Annotated in this window: 19 protein-coding genes and 1 pseudogene; 10 read left to right on the top strand and 10 right to left on the bottom strand. The window is 72.8% G+C overall.

Annotated features, from left to right (window positions below; translation table 11 throughout):
* The first annotated feature begins 90 nt into the window (after positions 1-90).
* From GL263_RS05480 to GL263_RS05450, 7 genes are all read left to right on the top strand, one after another.
* Entirely contained in the window at positions 91-1,164 is a 1,074-nt protein-coding gene (locus GL263_RS05480; protein ID WP_182854423.1) for an ATP-binding cassette domain-containing protein, read from the top strand.
* Positions 1,161-1,964 carry an ABC transporter permease gene (locus GL263_RS05475; protein WP_182854422.1) on the top strand — a complete coding sequence of 268 codons (804 nt, stop codon included), beginning with the start codon at positions 1,161-1,163 and terminating at the stop codon, positions 1,962-1,964. Before GL263_RS05480 ends, GL263_RS05475 begins: the two co-directional genes overlap by 4 nt.
* A gap of 47 nt (positions 1,965-2,011) precedes the next feature.
* A complete protein-coding gene (locus tag GL263_RS05470; protein WP_182854421.1) occupies positions 2,012-3,166 on the top strand; it encodes a glycosyltransferase in 1,155 nt (384 codons plus the stop codon).
* Positions 3,167-3,310: 144 nt separating this feature from the next.
* Entirely contained in the window at positions 3,311-3,886 is a 576-nt protein-coding gene (locus GL263_RS05465) for a hypothetical protein (RefSeq protein ID WP_182854420.1), read from the top strand.
* The gene (locus tag GL263_RS05460) at positions 3,886-4,998 is read left to right on the top strand and encodes a DegT/DnrJ/EryC1/StrS family aminotransferase (RefSeq protein WP_182854419.1); all 1,113 of its coding nucleotides are present in this window, start codon (positions 3,886-3,888) and stop codon (positions 4,996-4,998) included. Before GL263_RS05465 ends, GL263_RS05460 begins: the two co-directional genes overlap by 1 nt.
* A gap of 83 nt (positions 4,999-5,081) precedes the next feature.
* On the top strand, positions 5,082-6,077 hold the full coding sequence (locus GL263_RS05455) for an NAD-dependent epimerase/dehydratase family protein (protein ID WP_182854418.1): 996 nt from the start codon (positions 5,082-5,084) through the stop codon (positions 6,075-6,077).
* 57 nt (positions 6,078-6,134) lie between these two features.
* A complete protein-coding gene (locus GL263_RS05450; protein WP_438947918.1) occupies positions 6,135-7,511 on the top strand; it encodes an NDP-hexose 2,3-dehydratase family protein in 1,377 nt (458 codons plus the stop codon).
* On the opposite strand, the pseudogene GL263_RS28205 reads toward GL263_RS05450, so the two are convergent.
* From GL263_RS28205 to GL263_RS05435, 3 genes and pseudogenes are all read right to left on the bottom strand, one after another.
* Positions 7,462-7,566: pseudogene (locus GL263_RS28205) on the bottom strand (DUF6126 family protein); the annotation flags it as partial. The gene GL263_RS05450 and the pseudogene GL263_RS28205 sit on opposite strands and share 50 nt — an antisense overlap.
* A gap of 86 nt (positions 7,567-7,652) precedes the next feature.
* Entirely contained in the window at positions 7,653-7,961 is a 309-nt protein-coding gene (locus GL263_RS05440) for a DUF3039 domain-containing protein (RefSeq protein ID WP_182854417.1), read from the bottom strand.
* 124 nt (positions 7,962-8,085) lie between these two features.
* The gene (locus GL263_RS05435; protein WP_182854416.1) at positions 8,086-8,646 is read right to left on the bottom strand and encodes a YqgE/AlgH family protein; all 561 of its coding nucleotides are present in this window, start codon (positions 8,644-8,646) and stop codon (positions 8,086-8,088) included.
* 226 nt (positions 8,647-8,872) lie between these two features.
* Between GL263_RS05435 and murA the strand changes: the two genes are divergently transcribed.
* Positions 8,873-10,201, top strand: a complete 1,329-nt coding sequence (murA, locus tag GL263_RS05430; protein WP_182854415.1) for a UDP-N-acetylglucosamine 1-carboxyvinyltransferase — start codon at positions 8,873-8,875, stop codon at positions 10,199-10,201.
* 85 nt (positions 10,202-10,286) lie between these two features.
* On the opposite strand, the gene GL263_RS05425 is transcribed toward murA, so the two are convergent.
* Positions 10,287-10,997 (bottom strand): NADPH-dependent F420 reductase, encoded by a 711-nt coding sequence (locus GL263_RS05425; protein WP_182854414.1) that lies wholly within the window; start codon positions 10,995-10,997, stop codon positions 10,287-10,289.
* 119 nt (positions 10,998-11,116) lie between these two features.
* Positions 11,117-12,085 (bottom strand): endonuclease/exonuclease/phosphatase family protein, encoded by a 969-nt coding sequence (locus GL263_RS05420; protein WP_323379254.1) that lies wholly within the window; start codon positions 12,083-12,085, stop codon positions 11,117-11,119.
* Between the two features lie 272 nt (positions 12,086-12,357).
* Here GL263_RS05420 and GL263_RS05415 point away from each other — a divergent pair, with 272 nt between their 5' ends.
* On the top strand, positions 12,358-13,098 hold the full coding sequence (locus tag GL263_RS05415) for a GntR family transcriptional regulator (RefSeq protein WP_182854413.1): 741 nt from the start codon (positions 12,358-12,360) through the stop codon (positions 13,096-13,098).
* Complete coding sequence (locus tag GL263_RS05410) at positions 13,095-13,802, top strand: HAD family hydrolase (RefSeq protein ID WP_228456128.1); 708 nt, start codon at positions 13,095-13,097, stop codon at positions 13,800-13,802. Before GL263_RS05415 ends, GL263_RS05410 begins: the two co-directional genes overlap by 4 nt.
* 101 nt (positions 13,803-13,903) lie before the next feature.
* Here the strand turns inward: GL263_RS05410 and GL263_RS05405 are convergent, their stop codons facing one another.
* From GL263_RS05405 to GL263_RS05385, 5 genes are all read right to left on the bottom strand, one after another.
* Positions 13,904-14,185 (bottom strand): HU family DNA-binding protein, encoded by a 282-nt coding sequence (locus tag GL263_RS05405; protein WP_007498188.1) that lies wholly within the window; start codon positions 14,183-14,185, stop codon positions 13,904-13,906.
* Between the two features lie 401 nt (positions 14,186-14,586).
* Positions 14,587-15,999, bottom strand: a complete 1,413-nt coding sequence (locus tag GL263_RS05400; protein ID WP_182854412.1) for an NAD-dependent malic enzyme — start codon at positions 15,997-15,999, stop codon at positions 14,587-14,589.
* Between the two features lie 430 nt (positions 16,000-16,429).
* On the bottom strand, positions 16,430-18,736 hold the full coding sequence (locus GL263_RS05395; RefSeq protein ID WP_182854411.1) for a HelD family protein: 2,307 nt from the start codon (positions 18,734-18,736) through the stop codon (positions 16,430-16,432).
* Between the two features lie 154 nt (positions 18,737-18,890).
* Positions 18,891-19,595, bottom strand: coding sequence for an anti-sigma factor family protein (locus GL263_RS05390; RefSeq protein WP_182854410.1), 705 nt, complete (start codon positions 19,593-19,595; stop codon positions 18,891-18,893).
* Complete coding sequence (locus GL263_RS05385; RefSeq protein ID WP_323369017.1) at positions 19,592-20,122, bottom strand: sigma-70 family RNA polymerase sigma factor; 531 nt, start codon at positions 20,120-20,122, stop codon at positions 19,592-19,594. The genes GL263_RS05390 and GL263_RS05385 overlap by 4 nt, the downstream gene beginning before the upstream one ends.
* Between the last annotated feature and the right edge of the window lie 140 nt (positions 20,123-20,262).

Raw genomic sequence — 20,262 nt, 5'->3', positions numbered from 1 at the left:
CCCCCGACCCTCCACACCCAGGCACCCCGTCAGGCCACCAAGACCACCCAGCCGTCCGAGAAGAGCACAACCCGCCGCACTGGAGGAAGCGTGAGTAAAGCGATCGTCGCCGAGGGGCTGACCAAACGGTACGGAGACGTGGCCGCGCTGGACGGGCTCAGCATCGCGGTGGACGAGGGCACGGTACTCGGTCTGCTCGGCCCGAACGGTGCCGGCAAGACCACCACCGTGCGGGTGCTGTCCACCCTGCTGCGCCCCGACTCGGGGACCGCGACCGTGAACGGCCTCGACGTCGTCTCCGACGCCCGGCGGCTGCGCACGATGATCGGCCTCTCGGGGCAGTACGCGGCCGTCGACGAGGACCTCACGGCCCGCGAGAACCTGGAGATGGTCTCCCGCCTCTACCGGATGGGCCGCAAGCGCAGCCGGGAGAGGGCGACCGAACTGCTGGAACGCTTCGACCTGGTGGAGCCCGCCGACCGCCCGGTCGGCGGCTACTCGGGAGGCATGCGCCGGCGCGTCGACCTCGCGTGCGCGCTGGTCGCCCAGCCGTCCGTCCTCTTCCTCGACGAACCGACCACCGGTCTCGACCCGCGCAGCCGGATCGCGATGTGGGAGGTGATCTCCGAGCTGGTCGCCGGCGGCAGCACGCTGCTGCTCACCACGCAGTACCTGGAGGAGGCCGACCAACTCGCCGACCGGATCGCGGTCATCGACCACGGCCAGCTCATCGCCGACGGCACCCCGGACCAGCTCAAGGACCGGCTCGGCGGTGAACGCATGGAGATCGCCCTGCACGCCGCCGCCGACGCCCCCGAGGTCAGTCGGGCGCTGGCGTCCCTCGCCAGTGGCGAGATCACCGTCTCCGAGGACGGCACCGAGGTGATCGTGCCGGTCGCCAACGGCGCCGAGGCGCTGCTCGACGGGGTCCGGCTGATCGATGCCGCGGGCGTGCGGCCCGCCGGCGTGCAGGTGCGGCGCCCGAGCCTCGACGAGGTGTTCCTCGCCCTCACCGGCGCGTCGGCCGCCCCCTCGGCACCGGCCGCCGGCCCCGCGTCGGGAACGGTTACGCCGCCCGGCGTCCCGGGGCAGGCCGCCGTCCCGGAGCAGGCCGGCCCGGATGACCAGGAAGTCGCAGTCGCAGTCAAGGAGACCATCCGATGAGCACCCTCACCGCGGCGCTGGCCGACGGCGTCACGATGACTCGGCGGAACGTCATCAAGAACCGCCGGAACCTGGACATCGTGGTGTTCTCCACCGCGGCCCCCATCGGCTTCGCCCTGATGTTCGCCTACGTGTTCGGCAGCGCGATCACCGTGCCGGGCACCAACTACCGCGAGTTCCTGATCGCGGGAATCCTCGCCCAGACGATGCTGTCGACGGCGACCAACACCGGGGTCGGCATCGCCGCCGACATGAAGAAGGGCCTGATCGACCGGTTCCGTTCGCTGCCGATGTCGCCGACCGCCGTCCTGGTCGGCCGAACCAGCAGCGACGTGATCACCAACCTGCTGGTCATCGCCATGATGTCGCTGACCGGCCTGCTCATCGGCTGGCGGATCCGCTCCTCCTTCTGGGAGGCCGCCGCGGGCTTCGCCCTGCTGCTGCTGTTCGCCTACGCCGCGTCCTGGATCACGGCGGCGATCGGCCTCTCGGCGCGCTCCCCCGAGGCGCTGTCCAACGCCATGTTCATGTTCCTCATGCCGATGACGTTCATCTCGAACGCCTTCGTTCCCACGGCCGGACTGCCCACCGTGCTGCGGGTGATCGCCGAGTGGAGTCCGGTGTCGGCCGTCGTCGGCGCGTGCCGCGAACTCTTCGGCAACACCGCGCCGGGCCTGGCCCCCACCGGCCCCTGGCCGGTGGAGAACCCGGTGCCGGCCACCCTCTGCTGGATCGTGCTGATCCTCGTGATCTTCGTTCCGCTGTCCGTGCACCGCTACAAGAAGGCCGTCAGTAAGTGACGGCCGGGGCGCCGGCCGCCCCTGACGCACAGGAAAGGTTCCCCACCATGCGCATCCTGTTCATCACCGGGGGCGGCTCGGCGACCGTCTTCGCCCTGGTCCCGCTGGTCTCCGCGGCCCGTCTCGCCGGCCACGAGGTGGTGGTGGCCGCGCCCGAGGAGAGTGTGAAGGTCGTCTGCGACCTCGGGCTGCCCGCCGTCTCCGTCACCGAACTGGGCATCTACCGGGCCATGTTCTGGGACCGCCAGGGCAACCGGCTGGCGCCGCCGCAGGGCGAGGAGCAGGAGATGGACATGGCCGGGCGCGGCTTCGCCCGGCTGGCCGTCTCCAGCTACCCCGCCCTGGAGGAACTGGCCCGCAGCTGGCGCCCGGACCTCGTCGTGGGCGGCTCGCACACCCACGCCGCCCCGCTGCTGGCCCACCAGTTCCGGATCCCGTTCGTCCGCCAGGCGTGGGACATCCACGAGCGCACGGAGGTCGACTGGCTCGCCGCCACCGACGAACTGCGCCCCGAACTCGACAAGCTCGGCCTGGAGCGCATCCCGGAAGGCGACCTGTACGTCGAGACCACCCCGCCGAGCCTGCGCCCGGACGACGCCGAGCCCGCGCAGATGATGCGCTGGCTGCCCGGCAACCTGCAGGTCCCGCTGGAGCCCGCGCTGTACGCCAGGGGCGAGCGGCCGCGGATCCTGCTGACCTCCGGCTCACGCTCCACGCTGGTGCCGACGCTCGGTTCCGCGTTCTTCCGGCGCCTGCTCGACAACCCGGCACTCGCCGACGCCGAACTCGTCGCCGCCACCTCCGAGGAGGTCGCGAGCGAGCTGGAGGCCGAGTATCCCGGGCGGCTGCTCCGGGCCGGCTGGGTGCCGCTGGACGCGGTGCTGCCCAGTTGCGACCTGCTGATCCACCACGGCGGCGGTGTCACCACGATGAACGCGCTCAACGCCGGTGTGCCGCAGCTCGTGCTGCCCGAGATGGCCTCCTCCGCCATCCCGATCCGGCGCGTCGATGCCTACGGCGCCTCGATCACGCTGCCGTCGGCCGAGGAGCCCGCCGAGGACGTCGCGGCCGCCGTCCGCACCCTGCTGTCCGACTCCTCCTACCGGGAACGCGCGCGGGAGCTGTCCGAGGAGATCGCCGCGCAGCCGCTGCCCACCGAGGTGGTCGGTGTGCTGGAGAAGCTCACCGCCGCCTCCCGCTGAGCGGGGCCGCCCGCGGGCTCTTTCAACAGAGCCGAACCGGAACGAACCGAACCGGAACGAACGAGTAAACCGACGATCACACCTGATGAAGCGTGGGGCGGCCGTCCGCGGCCCGCCCGGCGCCTTCGTGGAACGGGGAACCCGATGTCCGCAGCCATAGTCCGGAGGGCGGCGTCCTGCCTTCCGCTCGCCGTCCTCCTCACCGTCGCCCCGCTGGGCGCCGCCGCGCACGCCGCGCCCGTCGACCGCTCCGCCGCCCCGACGGCGAGCAGCGCGGCGGGCCACAAGGCCGGCGCGGTCGGGAAGAAGAAGCGCCCGCCGGTGCAGAGGTGCGCGGCGCTGGGCGTCAACCCGGCCGGCACCTGGAAGGGAACCATCAGCCTGGAGCACGGGGACATCGAGGTCTACGTCGCCTTCACCCGCGACGGCCGGGTGTCCGTCCCGCACACCCCGGGAGTGGTGGCCGAGGGAACGTGGTGGTGCACCGGCCGGAACACCTTCTCCTACAAGGTGATCGAGAAGTACTACGCGCCGGACGGCGCCTACGAGGGCTACGGGGACATCAAGGTCGACGCCAGCCAGCGGAACGACGTGATCAAGGCGAAGGGCCACACCACGATGTACACCGCCGACGGGGAGCTGATCGGCGAGGCCGGCGGCAGCTTCGTCCTGCGGCGGATCAGCAGCACCCACCGAACCGACCACAGGGCAGGACACTGATGACGACCTACGTCTGGGACTACCTACCCGAGTACGAGAAGGAACGCGCCGACCTCCTCGACGCCGTGCAACAGGTCTTCAGCTCGGGCCAGTTGGTGCTCGGCGAGAGCGTCCGGGGCTTCGAGGCCGAGTTCGCCGGCTACCACGGGCTGCGGCACGCCACCGGAGTCGACAACGGCACCAACGCGCTCAAGCTCGCCCTGCAGGCGCTCGGCGTCGGTCCCGGGGACGAGGTCGTCACCGTCTCCAACACCGCCGCGCCCACGGTCCTCGCCATCGACGGCACCGGCGCGACGCCCGTGTTCGTCGACGTGCGCGAGGAGGACTTCCTGATGGACGTCTCCCAGGTGGAGGCGGCCCTCACCCCCCGGACCAAGGCGCTGCTGCCGGTCCATCTGTACGGCCAGTGCGTCGACATGGCGCCGTTGGCCGAGCTGGCCCGGCGGCACGGGCTGAAGGTGCTGGAGGACTGCGCGCAGTCGCACGGCGCCCGCCACCACGGACGGCTCGCCGGCACCCTGGGCGACGCCGCCGCGTTCTCCTTCTACCCGACGAAGGTGCTGGGCGCCTACGGCGACGGCGGCGCGGTGGTCACCGACGACGAGGCCGTCGACCAGGCCCTGCGCCGGCTGCGCTACTACGGGATGGAGAAGACGTACTACGTCGTCCAGACCCCCGGGCACAACAGCAGGCTCGACGAGGTGCAGGCGGAGATCCTGCGGCGCAAGCTGACCCGCCTCGACGAGTACACCGCCGGCCGAAGGGCGGTGGCGGCCCGCTACCAGGAGGCCCTGGGCGACCTGCCCGACCTGCGGCTTCCCACGGTGAACGACGGCAATGAGCACGTCTACTACGTCTACGTCGTCCGCCACCCCCGGCGTGACGAGATCATCGAACGGCTCAAGCCCTACGGGATCTCGCTGAACATCAGCTACCCGTGGCCGGTGCACACGATGACCGGGTTCGAGCACCTCGGCTACCGGGCGGGCTCCCTGCCGGTCACCGAACGGCTCGCCGGCGAGATCTTCTCGCTGCCGATGTACCCCTCGCTGCCGGTCGAGACGCAGGACAAGGTCGTCAGCGCCCTGCGCGAGGTGCTCGCCACCCTCTGATCCGCCCGCCCGTCCGTCGGGCCCGGCCCCGGAGCGTCGGCTCCGGGGCCGCTCGACCGACCACCCACCCCGCGGAGGCACCCATGGAACCGGACACCGGACACCCGCCGGCGAGCGGACCACGCGCGCCGGGCGGCGTACTGGTCCTCGGCGGCAGCGGATTTGTGGGGCGGCACGTCTGCGCGGCGTTCGCCGCCCGCGGACACCGCGTCCTGTCGGTGTCCCGCAGACCGGGTCCGGACGGCGCCGTCCGGACCGTCGCCCTGGACCTCTCCCGGCCCGGCGGGCTGCCGGAACTGCTGGCCGCCGAGCGGCCGTCCCACGTGGTCAACTGCGTCGGGAGCATCTGGGGGCGGTCGGACGCCGAGATGTCCGCCGCCTGCCTGCTCCCCACGGAACGGCTGCTCGCCGCCCTCGCCGAGGCCGGGACCCCCCGGCCGGGGCTGGTGCACCTCGGTTCGGTCATGGAGTACGGCCCGGTGCCGACCGGCGGCACCGCCGGCGGCACGGCCCGTCCGACGACGGCCTATGGGCGCGCCAAGCTGGCCGCCACCGAGGCCGTGCTGCGGGCCGACCCCGAGGCCGTCGTGCTGCGCGTCGCGAACGTCTCCGGGCCGGGGACGCCGCCGGTCAGCCTGCTCGGCCGGGTGGCTGCGCAGCTCGCCGGGCACCTCGGCGGCGGGCCCGGCGCCCCACCGCGGAGGCGTCCGGCGCGCGTGACGCTGACCCCGCTGGCCGCCCACCGCGACTACGTCGACGCGCGGGACGTGGCCGACGCCGTGGTGGCGGCCGCCGTGGCGGAGCCCGGCGCGGTGGCCGGGCGGGTGCTGGACCTCGGGCGGGGTGTCGCGGTCCCGGTCAGGGAGCTGGTCGAGCTGCTGATCGAGGTCAGCGGCGTGCCCGCCGAACTGGTCGAGACCGCCCCGCCGCCGGCCGGGGGCGCACCGGGCCCGGCCCTCGACTGGCTTCGTGTCGACCCCCGGCCCGCACGCGACGCGCTCGGCTGGCACCCCCGCCGTTCGCTCAAGGAGTCCCTGGTGGACTTCTGGGCCGAGCACCGCGCGCACGCCGCCCGCTGACCCGCGGCGAGGCCCCCGCTTCGGCCGGCCTCCGACTACACAGGAAAGGCTCGGAAGGTGGAACTCGACGACTTCTTCGGCTGGTTCGACGACATGTCGCGGCGGCTCCGGCTCCGGACCGAACAGGTCGACCTCGCCGACCTGGCGGGTTGGCGCGTCGATCCGGGCACCGGGGACCTCAGGCACACCAGCGGGCGCTTCTTCACCGTCGAGGGCCTCGGGGTGGACGACCCGGACGGGCCCGTGCCGCACTGGGAGCAACCCGTGCTGCGCCAGCCGGAGGTGGGCATCCTCGGCATCCTCCTGCGCCGGCGCGGCGGGGAGGTCTCCTGCCTGATGCAGGCCAAGGACGAGCCGGGCAACGCGGGCGACGTCCAGCTCTCCCCCACCGTGCAGGCCACCCGCAGCAACTACTCCCGGGCGCACGGCGGCCGTTCGGTGCCGTACCTGGAGTTCTTCCGGGACCACCACCCCGCACGGCGCCGCCTGGTCGACGTCCGCCAGTCCGAACAGGGCTCCTGGTTCGACCGGAAGAGCAACCGCAACATGGTCGTCGAGACGACCGAGGACGTGCCGGCGCTGCCGGGCTTCCGCTGGACGTCGCTGCGCGAGCTGCGGGCCCTGCTCAGCTTCGACGACGTCGTCAACATGGACACCCGCAGCGTGCTCGCCTGCCTGCCGCCGGAGGGCCCCGACCCGGGCGGCCTGCACTCCATGCCGGAGGTGCTGAGCTGGATCACCGACGTCCGCAGCGCGGGAGGGATGCGGACGACGCCGCTCCCGCTGGCCCGCGTCTCCGGCTGGCGCCACGGCCGGGACCGGATCTTCCACGAGAGCGGCAGGTGGTTCGACGTGATCGGCGTCCGGGCCGCCGGCGACGGGCGGGAGGTCGGCGAGTGGTGCCAGCCGATGATCGCTCCTCGCGGGCAGGGCGTCGCGGCGTTCCTGCTACGGGAGTTCGACGGGGTGCCGCACGTCGCCGTGCGGGCGCGGCGGGGGCCCGGCTACGTCGACGTGGCGGAACTGGGCCCGACGGTGCAGTGCACCCCGGAGAACTACGAGGACCTGCCGCGGTCGGCCCGGCCTCCGTACCTCGCCGACGTGCTCGACGCGCCACCCGACCGGGTGAGCCGCGACGTGGTCCTCTCCGAGGAGGGCGGCCGCTTCCACCACGCCCGCAACCGCTATCTGGTCGTCCGCACCGACGCCGGTCCGCCGACCGACCACCCCGACTTCCGCTGGCTCACCCTCCACCAGTTGGGCCGCCTGCTCCGGCACAGCCACTACGTGAACGTCGAGGCCCGCACCCTCGTCGCCTGCCTGCACGGCATGGCGGAGGGCGCCCCGGCGGGCGGGAACCAGGTCGGCGCCGGTGCTAGTTCCCGCCGCCCACGTAGAAGAGCAGCATCACAAAGCCCGCGAACAGGTGGGTGACAAACACGTAGACGAAGACGCGCAGCCAGACGCTGCGCTCCTTCCAGCGCTCACTGCCCCCCGCGCCGTCGTCGACGGTGCGGGGGGCCGGGGGCGGGGCCGCGTCGGGAGCGGCGCCGCGGCGTGGCGCCGGGGCGCGGCTCACTTCTTGCCGCCGCCCTTTCCGTCCTTGCCGCCCTTGCCGCCCTTGCCGTCGCCGCCGGCACTCATGGACTCGTAGATCTCCTTGCACATGGGGCAGACCGGGTACTTCTTCGGGTCGCGGCCGGGGACCCAGACCTTGCCGCAGAGCGCGACGACGGGCGTGCCGTCGAGCGCGCTCGCCATGATCTTGTCCTTCTGGACGTAGTGCGCGTAACGCTCGTGGTCGCCGTCGCCGTGGGAGGTCTGCGGGGTCGGCTCGACCAGGGTGCCGGTACCGGTTCCGCGCTCGGGCTCAAGAGTGCTCATACAGACCAAGGGTACTCATCCGGCGCCGGTCCTCCCCACCTCCGTGGCGCCCTGTGGAAAACCCGTCGGCGGCTCGCCTGCACCCCCCGTGCGGCCCGTCGGCAACCCGGCGGCGGGCCGGTCGTCAGTTGAGCGAGGGGTCGTCCGGGTAGGTGGCGACCATGGCCAGTTCGTTGCGCTGGCGGCGCAGCACCGCGCGCCACAGCTTCTCCGGGTCGGGCGAGGAGACGTCCCCCGGTTCGGACTCCACGACGTACCAGGCGCCCTCGGACAGCTCGTCCTCCAGCTGGCCGGGGCCCCAGCCCGCGTAGCCGGCGAAGATCCGCAGCGAGCCCAGCTCGGCGGCCAGCACCTCCGGCGGGGCCTCCAGGTCGACGAGGCCGATCGCGCCGTGCACCCGGCGCCAGCCCAGGGGCCCGTGCTCGCCCGGGATGACGGCGACGCCCAGCGCCGCGTCGAGCGAGACCGGTCCGCCCTGGAACACCACGCTCGGCGTGCCCGCGAGCGCCGCCCACGGTTCCAGGATGTCTTCGACGTCCACCGGGGTGGGCCTGTTGAGCACCACGCCGAGCGAGCCGTCCTCGTCGTGGTCGAGGAGGAGCACCACGGCCCGGTCGAAGTTCGGGTCCGCCAGTGCCGGCGTGGCCACCAGGAGCTGTCCGGTGAGCGAGGTCACCTGCGTCATGGCCCCATAGTCCCGCACTTCGGCGTTTCCGGGAGGGGCAACGCACAACCACGGCCGTCCCGCAGGTCGGGGTGTGGGCCGGACGACACGCCGAGGGCGGAACCGGTCACGCACCGAAGGCGTCGTCCCACACGGAGTGGCGCCCGCCGCGCGGGGGGTCGACGGTGCCGCCACGCGCACTACCATTCCAGTTTGTCCCCTGCCGTTAGTAGAGATCGCGAGTCCCATGACCGTCACCACCGATGACGTTCTGCTTGTCCACGGCGGCACCCCGCTGGAGGGCGAGATCCGAGTCCGCGGCGCGAAGAACCTCGTGCCCAAGGCGATGGTCGCCGCACTGCTGGGGAGCGAGCCGAGCAGACTGCGCAACGTGCCCGACATCCGCGACGTCCGGGTGGTGCGCGGGCTGCTCCAGCTGCACGGGGTGACGGTCCGCGGCGGCGAGGAGGAGGCCGAGCTGGTCCTCGACCCCTCGCACGTGGAGAGCGCGAACGTCGCCGACATCGACGCGCACGCCGGGTCCTCCCGCATTCCCATCCTGTTCTGCGGCCCGCTGCTGCACCGGCTGGGGCACGCCTTCATCCCGGGTCTGGGCGGCTGCGACATCGGCGGCCGGCCGATCGACTTCCACTTCGACGTGCTGCGGAAGTTCGGCGCGACGATCGAGAAGCGCCCGGAGGGCCAGTACCTGGAGGCCCCGCAGCGGCTGCGCGGCACCAAGATCCAGCTGCCGTTCCCGTCGGTCGGCGCCACCGAGCAGGTGCTGCTGACGGCGGTGCTCGCCGAGGGCGTCACCGAGCTGTCGAACGCGGCCGTGGAGCCGGAGATCGAGGACCTGATCTGCGTGCTCCAGAAGATGGGCGCGATGATCTCGATGGACACCGACCGCACGATCCGGATCACCGGCGTGGACCGGCTCGGCGGCTACAACCACCGGGCACTGCCGGACCGGTTGGAGGCCGCCTCCTGGGCCTGCGCGGCGCTGGCCACCGAGGGCAGCGTGTACGTGCGCGGCGCCAGCCAGCGCGAGATGATGACCTTCCTCAACACCTACCGGAAGGTCGGCGGCCAGTTCGAGATCGACGACCACGGCATCCGGTTCTGGCACCCGGGCGGCCCGCTGAAGGCCATCGCGCTGGAGACGGACGTGCACCCGGGCTTCCAGACCGACTGGCAGCAGCCGCTGGTGGTCGCCCTCACCCAGGCGTCGGGGCTGTCGATCGTGCACGAGACGGTGTACGAGTCGCGGCTGGGCTTCACCGAGGCGCTGAACCAGATGGGCGCGCACATCCAGCTGTACCGGGAGTGCCTGGGCGGCACGCCGTGCCGCTTCGGGCAGCGCAACTTCCTGCACTCGGCCGTGGTGTCGGGCCCGACGAAGCTCCAGGGCGCCGACCTGGTCATCCCCGACCTGCGGGGCGGCTTCTCGTACCTGATCGCGGCGCTGGCCGCGCAGGGCACCTCGCGGGTGCACGGCATCGAGCTGATCAACCGCGGCTACGAGAACTTCATGGAGAAGCTGCCCGCGCTCGGCGCGAAGGTCGAACTCCCCTGAGTCCCGGGACCGCTCCTTGAGCCACCGACCGCCCCGCGAGGCCGCGCCTCGCGGGGCGGTCCGCTTTCCGGCGGCACCACCCGCCTCACCGCACGATCTTCACCCCGAAGCGTCGACCGCCGAGTGCGAGCCCGATCGCGCAGTGCAGGTGCGCGTACATCTCCATGCCCCGCGCCGCGTGGAGGTCGCCCAGGTCCAGCACGTCACGCCAGCCGTAGCCGTGGAGCACTTCGGTGACCTGCTCCTTCGCCCCCTGGTGGTCGCCGGCGATCAGCATGGTGTGGTCGCCACCGCCGAACTCGCCGGGGCCGACGACGGTCTCCTGTTCCTGCGTGACGAACGCCTTCACCACCCGGGCGTCGGGGTGTGCGCGCTGAATCCGCTCAGCGAGGCTGTCGGTGTCGCAGACGGTCAGCCGGGGCATGACGCCCCACGGCGTGGGCCAGGGATGGGGCACGTCGGGGTCGTACTCGTAGGGCACGGCGTAGTCGACGAGGGTCTTGCCGGCGAGCGCGTCGTCGGGGACGCGGCTGAGCGCGGCCACCGCGTTGGCGCCGTCGATGCCGTTGATCACCAGCTCGGCGGCGTCCGCCGCCTCGGCGAAGGTGGTCAGCCCCACCTCGGGGTGTTCGGCGTGGAAGACCGGGAACGGCGGGGTGCCCGTCATGTCCGGCGCGCTGCGGATCGACGTGGCGTGGGGATCGCGGGTGCCGACGACGACCTCGTGGCCGAGCGCGGAGAGCGCGGCGATGTGGCAGCGGGCGCCTGCGCCGGTGCCGAGGACAGCGATCTTCATCAGGGAACTCCTGCGGCGATACGGACGAACGGGCGGATTCGAGCGTTTTGCCCCACTCCGCCACCTCTCGAACCCTAGAGTCCGCTCCGGTCAGCCGCTGTCCTCGACCGGCGGTGCGGTCAGCCTCCCAGCGCGAATTCTGTCAGGACGGCGGCGTGGTCGGTGGGCCAGCGGTTGCCCCGGTGGTCGGGAACGGGTCGGGGCCGGCCGTCGACGACGGCGGCGGACCGCAGCGGGGTGAGGGCGCCGCCCGCGTAGGTGACGTAGTCGATGCGGTCCTGCGGTTCGACACGGCCGGTGGAGCCGTCGTGGAACGGGTAGACCGGCGACCAGGTCTCCCCGGGCACCCGCGCCGGGTCGGGGTGGATCTCACGGAACGAGTCCTGGAAGCCGGCGTCGGCGAGGATGCGCGTGGTGGGCCAGTCGACGGGCCCGTAGCCGCAGTGCCGGTCGCGGGTGGCGGCCGTCCAGTCCAGGTGGGAGGGCGAGTTGAAGTCGCCGACGAGCAGCACGGGCACTTCGTCGGCCCTGTCGACGGCCCCCGCCAGTCGCGTCGCCAGCTCCCTGGCCTGCGGCACCCGGCCGGACCGCTCCTCGCGGGCGAGGATCCGCTCCAGGTCCATCCGGTCGAAGCAGGCGTCGTAGGGGCCGTAGGGGTGGTAGCCGAGGTGCGCGGACCACAGCTCCAGCTTCCGGCCGCCGCCGAGGTCGAGGCGGACGCCGGCGGCGGCGCTGGTCGAGCCGACGTGCTCGGTGATCGGGAAGCGGCTGATGACGCCGATGCTGCCGCCGGACTGGTAGTGGTGCCAGCCGAGTTCGGCGGCGAGGTCCCGGGCGGCGTGCCCGGAGGTCTCCTGGAGGCCGACGATGTCGGGGCGGTGCTTGCGGACGACGGCGACCTGCTTGGCCAGGCCGTTGTCCACCTGGGCCCCGCCGTGCCAGAGGTTGAGGCTCATCACGCGCAGCCGGGTCGGCTCCTCGCGGTCCTCGCGCGGCGCGGCACCGGCGGGCGCCGCCACGGCCAGCACCAGCCCGGCGACGGCGAGGAGAGCGGCCAGGCGCCGACCGGTCCTTCGGTTGCGTTCCACGATGTCTCACTCCCTACCTGTATGGACAAGACGCCTTTCAGTAAGGCAGTCGTGGTTGGCCGGCGGGTGTCCGCGAGGAGAACCGCGGCGTTCCGGGACCGGCAGGTCGTGCGCTGCTCCGGCAAAGGGTTTAGCGCGCCGCGAACTGGTAAGGCGTTAAGGCGCCGCTGGGTCAGTCTGAGCTTCTCTGTGCACAGGTCACATGATCAAGCGCAGTACCGGCATCATGTCGGTGGATCGGACACCACCCGCTACAGAACCAGGGAGCCCTGTTGACCCGTAGGCACGAGCAGATCGCCGAGGCGCTGCGGACGGCCATCGGCGACGGCCGCCATCCGGTGGGCAGCGCGCTGCCGTCCGAGGCGGAACTCGCCGCCGCGCACGGTGTGTCGCGCGGCACTGTCCGCCAGGCCGTCAGCGCCCTGGAGGCGGAGGGCATGGTCGGCTCACGGCAGGGCGCCCGCCGGGTCGTGCTCTCCACCTCGCCCAGCCAGTCCTTCGCGGAGTTGCGCAGCTTCGCCCAGTGGGCGCGCGGCGGCGGGCACACGCCGGGCGGCCTGGTCCTGGAGTCCGCGCCCGGCCGGGCGGACGGCGAGGAGGCCGCGCTGCTGCAACTCCCGCCCGGCGGCGAGGTGCTGCGCGTCCTGCGACTGCGCACCCTGGACGGCGAGCCGGCCCTGCTCGAACGGACCGTCTACGCGGGCTGGATCGCCGCCGCGGTGGCGCAACTCCCAGACGACTGCGAGTCCGTCACCCAGGAGCTGTACGAGCGCACCGGGCTGGTCTTCGCCCACGGTGAGCACCACCTCGACGCGGTGGCCGCCGGAACCGAGGACTCCCGCCGGCTCGGCGTGCGGCGCGGCAGTCCGCTGCTGCGGGTGAGACGCACCACGACAACCCCCGAGGGACGCCCCGTGGAGACCTCCGACGACCGCTACCGGCCCGGTTCCGTGGTGTTCACCGTGCGGAACTCGACCCGCACGAACCCGCTGGTCCGATCGGCGCTCGCATGACCGTGAGCACCCCGCCCGAGCCCGCCGGCCGGTCCGGCGCCGGGTTCCGCGTCCCGCCGGCCGCCCTGCTGTGCGACATGGACGGCACCCTCGTGGACACCGAGCACACCTGGCTGCGCTGTGTGGCCGGACTGCTCTTCGAGTACGGCGCCCCGGCCACCGCCGACGACATCACCGCCGCGTTCGCCGGGCTGCCGCTGAGCCGGGCGGCGGAGCTGATGGCCGACCGCACCGGACGGCCGGCGGGCGTGCTGGCACGCCGTCTGCACCGGGTGTTCACCAGCTCGATCCGTACCGGACTGGCGATCAGGCCGGGCGCGCTGCGGCTGCTCGACCAGGCCGCCGAACTGGGCATGCCGGTGGCACTGGTCACCGCCTCCGAACGGGAGGTGGCGGATCTGGTCATCTCCCAGCTGGGCGCCGACCGCTTCCTGCTCACCCTCGCCGACGGCGAGGCCTCCCGCAGCAAGCCGCACCCGGACCCGTACCTGGCCGCCTGCCTGGGGCTCGGCGTGGCACCGGCGGACAGCCTGGCGGTGGAGGACACCCCGACGGGCGTGACGGCGGCGCTCACGGCCGGCTGCCGGGTCCTGGCGGTGCCGTCCGTGCCGGGGGTCCGGCGCGGGCCCCGGACGGTTGTGGTGGCCTCGCTGACCGAGGTCGACCTCACCGACCCGGACCTGATGGCCGCCGACCCCGACTGACGGGCCGACACCGACTGACGGGCCGGCCCCGGCCGCCGGGCCGGAACGACGCCGCGGGGTGGCCGTCCGCTGACGGACGGCCACCCCGCGGCACCTGTGCCTTACTTGCCCTTGGCGGCTTCCTTGAGCTTGGAGCCCGCGGACACCTTGACGCTGTACCCGGCCGGGATCTGGATCGGGTCACCGGTCTGCGGGTTGCGAGCGGTGCGAGCCGCACGGTGGGTGCGCTCGAAGGTCAGGAAACCCGGGATGGTGACCTTCTCGTCGCCCTTGGCGACGACCTCGCCGACGGTCTCGGCGAAAGCGGCCAGCACTGCGTCGGCGTCCTTGCGGGTCACCTCGGCGCGGTCGGCCAGGGCGGCGACCAGCTCACTGCGGTTCATGTCTGTTACTCCCGTGTTCTTCTTGCCGATGAGGCGTGAGATCGAAGCCGATGCTGCCAGGGGCCTATGACAGCCACTGGAACCGGGTCGGGTCTAACGACCCCCGCGCCCGGTCGCATCCTGCCCCCACCAGTGGGGCGAAAGCCAATCCGCCGCTCCACCGCGTCACCTCGGGTGGACCCCGGGTCCGCCGTGGTGACGCTCCGTGGCTCTTTCCAGCGCGCCGAAACCGACACGTCTGGCGCAACCCTACGCACGCCCGACACCGGTTGCTTCCGCGACGCGCCGCCTGTGGACGGTGACACCGCCCACAGCGCGGCCACACGCCACACGTTCGGACGCGTCGTCGGGCCGGAACCGCCGGTTCGGGGCTCCCGGCTCAGGATCCGGCGACGGCTGCCTCAGGATCCGGTGACGGCCCGGGCGGCCTCGCGCACCGCGCCGGCCACCGCGCCCGAGACCTTCTCGTTGAAGACGCTCGGGATGATGTAGTTCGCGTTCAGCTCGTCCTCGCCGACGACGTCGGCCAGCGCGCGGGCGGCGGCGAGCATCATCGCGTCGTTGACGGTCCGAGAGTGCGCGTCCAGCAGGCCGCGGAAGACGCCGGGGAAGACCAGCACGTTGTTGATCTGGTTCGGGAAGTCGGAGCGGCCGGTGGCCACGACGGCGGCGGTCTGCCGGGCGACGGTCGGCTCGACCTCGGGGTCGGGATTGGCGAGCGCGAACACGATCGCGCCCTCCGCCATCGCCGCCACGTCCTCGCCGCCGAGCACGTTGGGCGCCGAGACGCCGATGAAGACGTCCGCGCCGACGACGGCCTCCTTGAGCGTGCCGGTGACACCCTCGGGGTTGGTGTTGTCGGCGATCCAGCGCAGCGCGGAGCCGCCGTCGGCGTCCTTGAGGTCGGCCCGCTCGGCGTGCACGACGCCGTGGATGTCGGCGACCACGGCGTGCTTGACACCGGCGGCCAGCAGCAGCTTCAGGATGGCCGTACCGGCGGCGCCGGCGCCGGACATGACCACCCGCACGTCGCCGATGTCCTTGCCCACGACCCGCAGCGCGTTGTGCAGCGCGGCGAGCACGACGATGGCCGTACCGTGCTGGTCGTCGTGGAAGACCGGGATGTCCAGGGCCTCGCGCAGCCGCGCCTCGATCTCGAAGCAGCGCGGGGCGGAGATGTCCTCCAGGTTGATGCCGGCGAAGCCGGGCGCGATGGCCTTGACGATCTCCACGATGGCGTCGGTGTCCTGGGTGTCCAGGCAGATCGGCCAGGCGTCGATGCCGGCGAAGCGCTTGAAGAGGGCCGCCTTGCCCTCCATGACGGGCAGCGCGGCCATCGGGCCGATGTTGCCCAGGCCCAGCACGGCGGAGCCGTCGGTGACCACGGCGACGCTGTTCCGCTTGATGGTCAGGCGGCGGGCGTCCTCCGGGTTCTCCGCGATCTGGGTGCAGACGCGGGCCACGCCGGGGGTGTAGATCATCGAGAGGTCGTCGCGGTTGCGAATGGGGTGTTTGGACGACATCTCGATCTTGCCGCCGAGGTGCATGAGGAACGTACGGTCGGAGACCTTGCCCAGCGAGACGCCCTCGATCTCACCCAGTTGACGGACGATCGCCGCCGCGTGGTCGGTCGAGGTGGCGGCGATGGTGACGTCGATGCGCAGGCGCTCGTGGCCGGAGGCGGTGACGTCGAGCGCGGTGACATGGCCGCCCGCGGACTCCACGACCGTGGTGATCTGGCTGACCGAGCTGCCGCCGGCGGGGAGCTCGAGTCGGACGGTCATCGAGTAGGAGACGCTGGGCGCCGTTGCCATGGTCGGGTTCCTCTGCTTTCTGTGCTGCGAACGCGCGCGCGTTCCTCGCGCCGCCGTGCCTTTTGCATCGTCGCACCTACTACCGGGTAGCCGGTAACCACCCTCACGTGAATGGAAACTTACTTCCGCGATGCGATAATCGTCAACACGTTCGCCCCGGTTCCGCCCCCACACGCAGAAGCGCGGGGTCGACACGAGTGTTCGTGTCGACCCCGCGCGGAGTCTGGTGGCACCGACCCGCCAGCTCGCCTCGCGGCAAGTGGTCGCTCGAAGCGACGAAGGTTGGGCCCGGGGGCATGGATCGGGCCGGCGCCACAGTCAGGCTAACAAAGGTCCGCCGACGGTGATTCCCGATCGCCCGGATCCGTCCGCCGACCGGGTGGGCGCCGCCCCGACCGGCCGGGCCCGGCCGGGCCCCACCCGGCCCGGGTCAGTCCCGCAGCAGGTCGGGGACGCCCCGCTCGTCCGGCAGGTCGCGCGCCCCCGAGATCACCGTCAGCCGCTGCGTGGCCCGGGTGAGCGCCACGTACAGCACCCGCAGGCCGGCCGGCGACTCGTCGGCGATCTCCGCCGGCGAGACCACCACCGTCGCGTCGTACTCGAGGCCCTTCGCCTCCAGGCTGCCGAGCGGCACCACCCGGTCCGCCCCCTCGCCGAGGTCGGCCAGCCACTCCCGGGCCTCCTCGCGGCGGCCCATGGCCACCACCACGCCGACCGTGCCGTCGACCTCGGCCAGCAGCCGCCGGGCCTCCGCCCGCACCGCCTCACGCGGCGACCGGTCGAACACCTCGAAGCGCGGCACCAGGCCGGTGGAGCGCACGGCCGTCGGCGGGACGGCGCCCGGCATCGCCAGCGCCAGCACCCGGGACGCCAGCTCCGCGACCTCGGAGGGGTTGCGGTAGTTCACGGTCAGCTCGAAGCGCCGGCGCGGCCGGGTGCCCAGCGCCTCGTTTCGCGCCTCCGCCGCCTCGTCCGGGTCCGACCAGGACGACTGCGCGGGATCGCCCACCACCGTCCAGGTGGCCTGCCGCCCCCGCCTGCCCACCATCCGCCACTGCATCGGCGTGAGGTCCTGCGCCTCGTCCACGATGACGTGCGCGTACTCGCGGCGCTCGGCGCGCTCGTGCGGCGCCCGGTAGTCCCGCCGGGTGGGGTCGCGGTCGGCGGCGGTGGTCAGCTCCGCCAGCCCGGTGAGCTGGTCCAGCGGGTCAACCGCGCGCTTCTTCGGCTTCGCCGGGGCGCCCAGCAGTCCGCGCAGTTCGTCGAGCAGCGCCACGTCGTGCACCGACAGCGGGCCGGTGCCGTCCGGCGCCAGCCGGGCCAGGGACCGGGCCAGCAGCCGCGCCTCCCGGTGCTGGAGGATCCGCCGCGACCAGCGGGACAGCCGCCGTTCGTCGGCCATCGCCGCCAGCACCCGTCCCGGCTCCAGCTCCGGCCACCAGGCGGCCAGGAAGTCGGTGAAGGAGTCCTCGGCGGAGACGTCCTCGTCGAACGCCTCGCGCGCCTCGGCGGCCAGCTCCGGGTCGTCGTGCCGCCGGGCGCCGCCGCCGCGCGCCCACAGCGCGTCCAGCAGCAGCTTGCGCGCCCGGGGCCGCAGGAAGTTCACCGGGGCCTGGCTGCTCAGGACCTGCTGCCGGATCTCCGCCAGCTCCTCCGCGGCCAGCTCCACCCGCGCCCCGGACACCACCACTCTCAGCCGTTCGGGCGCGTTCGCCGCCGCCAGCTCCTGGGTACCGCGCGCCGCCTTCCGCAGCAGCTTGACCATGCGGGACGAGCCCTTGACCCGGGCCACCGCCTGCGCATCGTGCACGGTGGCCTCCACGCCGTCCACCAGCGAGCCGACGGCCCGCACGGCGACCTGCCCCTCCTCGCCCAGCGACGGCAGCACCCCCTCGGTGTAGGAGACCAGCAACGGCGTCGGGCTCACCACGAGGATGCCGCCGGCGTACCGTCTGCGGTCCTGGTAGAGCAGGTAGGCCGCGCGGTGCAGGGCGACGGCCGTCTTGCCGGTGCCGGGCCCGCCCGTCACCTCGGTGACCGAGGCGGCCGGGGCGCGGATCACCACGTCCTGCTCGGCCTGGATGGAGGCGACGATGTCCCGCATGGTGTGGGTCCTGGCCTGGCCGAGCGCCGCCATCAGCGCGCCGTCGCCGGTCACCACCAGTTCCTCGCCGGCCAGGAACGCCGTCAGCTCCGGACGCAGCAGGTCGTCCTCCACGCCCAGCACCCGCCGCCCCTTCGAGCGGATGACCCGGCGCCGCACCACCCGGCCCGGCGCCACCGGCGTCGCCCGGTAGAACGGCGCGGCGGCCGGCGCCCGCCAGTCGATGACCAGCGGCGTGTAGTCGGCGTCGAGGACCCCGAGGCGTCCGATGCGCAGCGTCTCCGCGATGTCGGCCGTGTTGTCGGGACGCACCGCGTCCTCGGCCGGCTCGACCGAGGTGTACGCGCCGTCCGGGCCGCGCTTGCCGTCCTTGCCGAGCAGCAGGTCGACGCGGCCGAAGAGGAAGTCCTCGAACTCGCTGTTCAGCCGGTGCAGGTGCACGCCGGCGCGGAACACCTGGGCGTCCCGCTCGGCGAGCGCGCCGGGCGTGCCGACCTGGCCGCCCCGCACGGCGTTGTCCATCAGGAACTCGGCCTCACCGATCTTCTCCTCAAGCCTCCGGTAGACCGCGTCCAGGTACTCCTGTTCGCGCTGGATCTCCCGGTCGCGTACGCCTGTGTCCTGCGCCTCCAACGCACCGGCCCCCTTCTGCTGTTCTCAGGGCAGCCGTCAACCGTACGCGACGCCGGGCCGTCGGCGCACACGGGAGCGCCCCGGCGCACCGCGCACCGCACGCCCGGCCGAAACCGGGCGTGCGGTGCGGGGGGCTCAGGGCGGCCTCGGGCGGCTACTTCGGCACGGTCACCAGACGCTCACCGTCCAGCGTGCGCACCTCGAAGCGGTCGATCTCGGCCGGGTCGTAGGCGGCGCCGCCCACGTAGTAGGCCGGCTTCTCCCAGCCGTACCCCTCCTCGGGCACCGCCCAGGTTGTCACCGTCTGCTCGCTGCCGTCCTTGCCGACCGCGACCAGGCCGCAGGTCTGCGGCCCGCTCACCCCGGCCAGCCGCACCGCGACCTCGGTGCCCCAGCGCTTCTCGGTGAGCGCCACCGTCGCGTCGACCTTGGTCTCCGGATCGGTGCCCCGGAACTTCTCCCCCGCCTGGAACGCGGCCTGCACCACGTCCGGCGGCCCGGCGGCCTCCCGGTCCAGCAGTGCCGACCCGGCGAACGGCCCGGCGACCAGCACCGCCACCGCCGCCGCGACCAGCACCAGCCGCCGCACCCGGCGCTTGCGCCGCTCCACGGAGACGGTGTCCAGCAGCCGGTCCAGCAGCGCGGAACTCGGCTGCGGCACCAGCGCCGCCTCCACGTCCCCGCCGGCCGCGCCCTCCCGGTACTCCGCCAACAGCGGCCCGAGGCCCAGCAGTTCGTCCAACTCGTTCGCGCACGGCTGGCAGACCGCCAGATGCTCCTCGAACCGTGCGGTGTCGGCGGCGTCCAACGCGCCTATCGCGTACGCGCCGACGTCGTTGTGGTGCGCTGGCGACGTCATGCCGACACTCCTCTTTCCTCAAGCGAGAGCTTCAGGGAACGCAACGCGTAGTACACCCGGGAACGCACCGTGCCCGGGGGTATCCGCAGCGCCTGCGCGGCCTCGTTGACCGTGCGGCCCTTGAAGTATGTCTCGATGAGGGCTTCCCGGTGGGCGTCACTCAGGTCGCCCAGGGCCTCGGAGATCGTCATCATGCGCAACGCCCGGTCGATCTCGTCCGCCGCCGGGATGGCCTCGAGCGGGGCCATCCCGGTGGCGGAGACTTCCTGTGGTCTCGCCCTGCGGCTTCGATGCCCGTCGATCACGATGCGTCGTGCGACGGTCACCAGCCAGGGCCGGATGGAGCCGGTGGCGCTCTGGAGCTGCTCCGCGTTGCGCCAGGCGCGCACCAGCGTCTCCTGCACCACGTCCTCGGCGCGGTGCCGGTCGCCGCCCACCAGTCGGAGCACAAAGGCCAGCAGCGGCCCGGCGTGCTCGTCGTAGAGTGCGCGGATGAGTGCGTCTTCCTGGGAAGTTCGGTCAGCCACGGCGGCATCCTCACTCACCACGGACCCCCGGTGAAGTGTGCGGCGGTTTCTTGTCTTGCTTTGCCAAGAACCTCTCGAAGCCCTTCGAGTCACGTTCCTGCCAACTCCTACGCCGACAAGTACGCACCCCTCCCCGGTTC

It is taken from the genome of Streptomyces durbertensis (assembly GCF_014156695.1).
GTDB classification, from domain to species: Bacteria; Actinomycetota; Actinomycetes; order Streptomycetales; family Streptomycetaceae; genus Streptomyces; species Streptomyces durbertensis.
This window is presented reverse-complemented; position numbering and strand designations above follow the sequence as displayed.

Coding starts and splice junctions, on each gene's coding strand:
- GL263_RS05475 (WP_182854422.1), top strand. CDS start 1,161: ATGAGCACCCTCACCGCGGCGCTGGCCGACGGCGTCACGATGACTCGG.
- GL263_RS05465 (WP_182854420.1), top strand. CDS start 3,311: ATGTCCGCAGCCATAGTCCGGAGGGCGGCGTCCTGCCTTCCGCTCGCC.
- GL263_RS05470 (WP_182854421.1), top strand. CDS start 2,012: ATGCGCATCCTGTTCATCACCGGGGGCGGCTCGGCGACCGTCTTCGCC.
- GL263_RS05460 (WP_182854419.1), top strand. CDS start 3,886: ATGACGACCTACGTCTGGGACTACCTACCCGAGTACGAGAAGGAACGC.
- GL263_RS05455 (WP_182854418.1), top strand. CDS start 5,082: ATGGAACCGGACACCGGACACCCGCCGGCGAGCGGACCACGCGCGCCG.
- GL263_RS05390 (WP_182854410.1), bottom strand. CDS start 19,595: ATGACGTCGCCAGCGCACCACAACGACGTCGGCGCGTACGCGATAGGC.
- murA (WP_182854415.1), top strand. CDS start 8,873: ATGACCGTCACCACCGATGACGTTCTGCTTGTCCACGGCGGCACCCCG.
- GL263_RS05410 (WP_228456128.1), top strand. CDS start 13,095: ATGACCGTGAGCACCCCGCCCGAGCCCGCCGGCCGGTCCGGCGCCGGG.
- GL263_RS05400 (WP_182854412.1), bottom strand. CDS start 15,999: ATGGCAACGGCGCCCAGCGTCTCCTACTCGATGACCGTCCGACTCGAG.
- GL263_RS05440 (WP_182854417.1), bottom strand. CDS start 7,961: ATGAGCACTCTTGAGCCCGAGCGCGGAACCGGTACCGGCACCCTGGTC.
- GL263_RS05425 (WP_182854414.1), bottom strand. CDS start 10,997: ATGAAGATCGCTGTCCTCGGCACCGGCGCAGGCGCCCGCTGCCACATC.
- GL263_RS05405 (WP_007498188.1), bottom strand. CDS start 14,185: ATGAACCGCAGTGAGCTGGTCGCCGCCCTGGCCGACCGCGCCGAGGTG.
- GL263_RS05435 (WP_182854416.1), bottom strand. CDS start 8,646: ATGACGCAGGTGACCTCGCTCACCGGACAGCTCCTGGTGGCCACGCCG.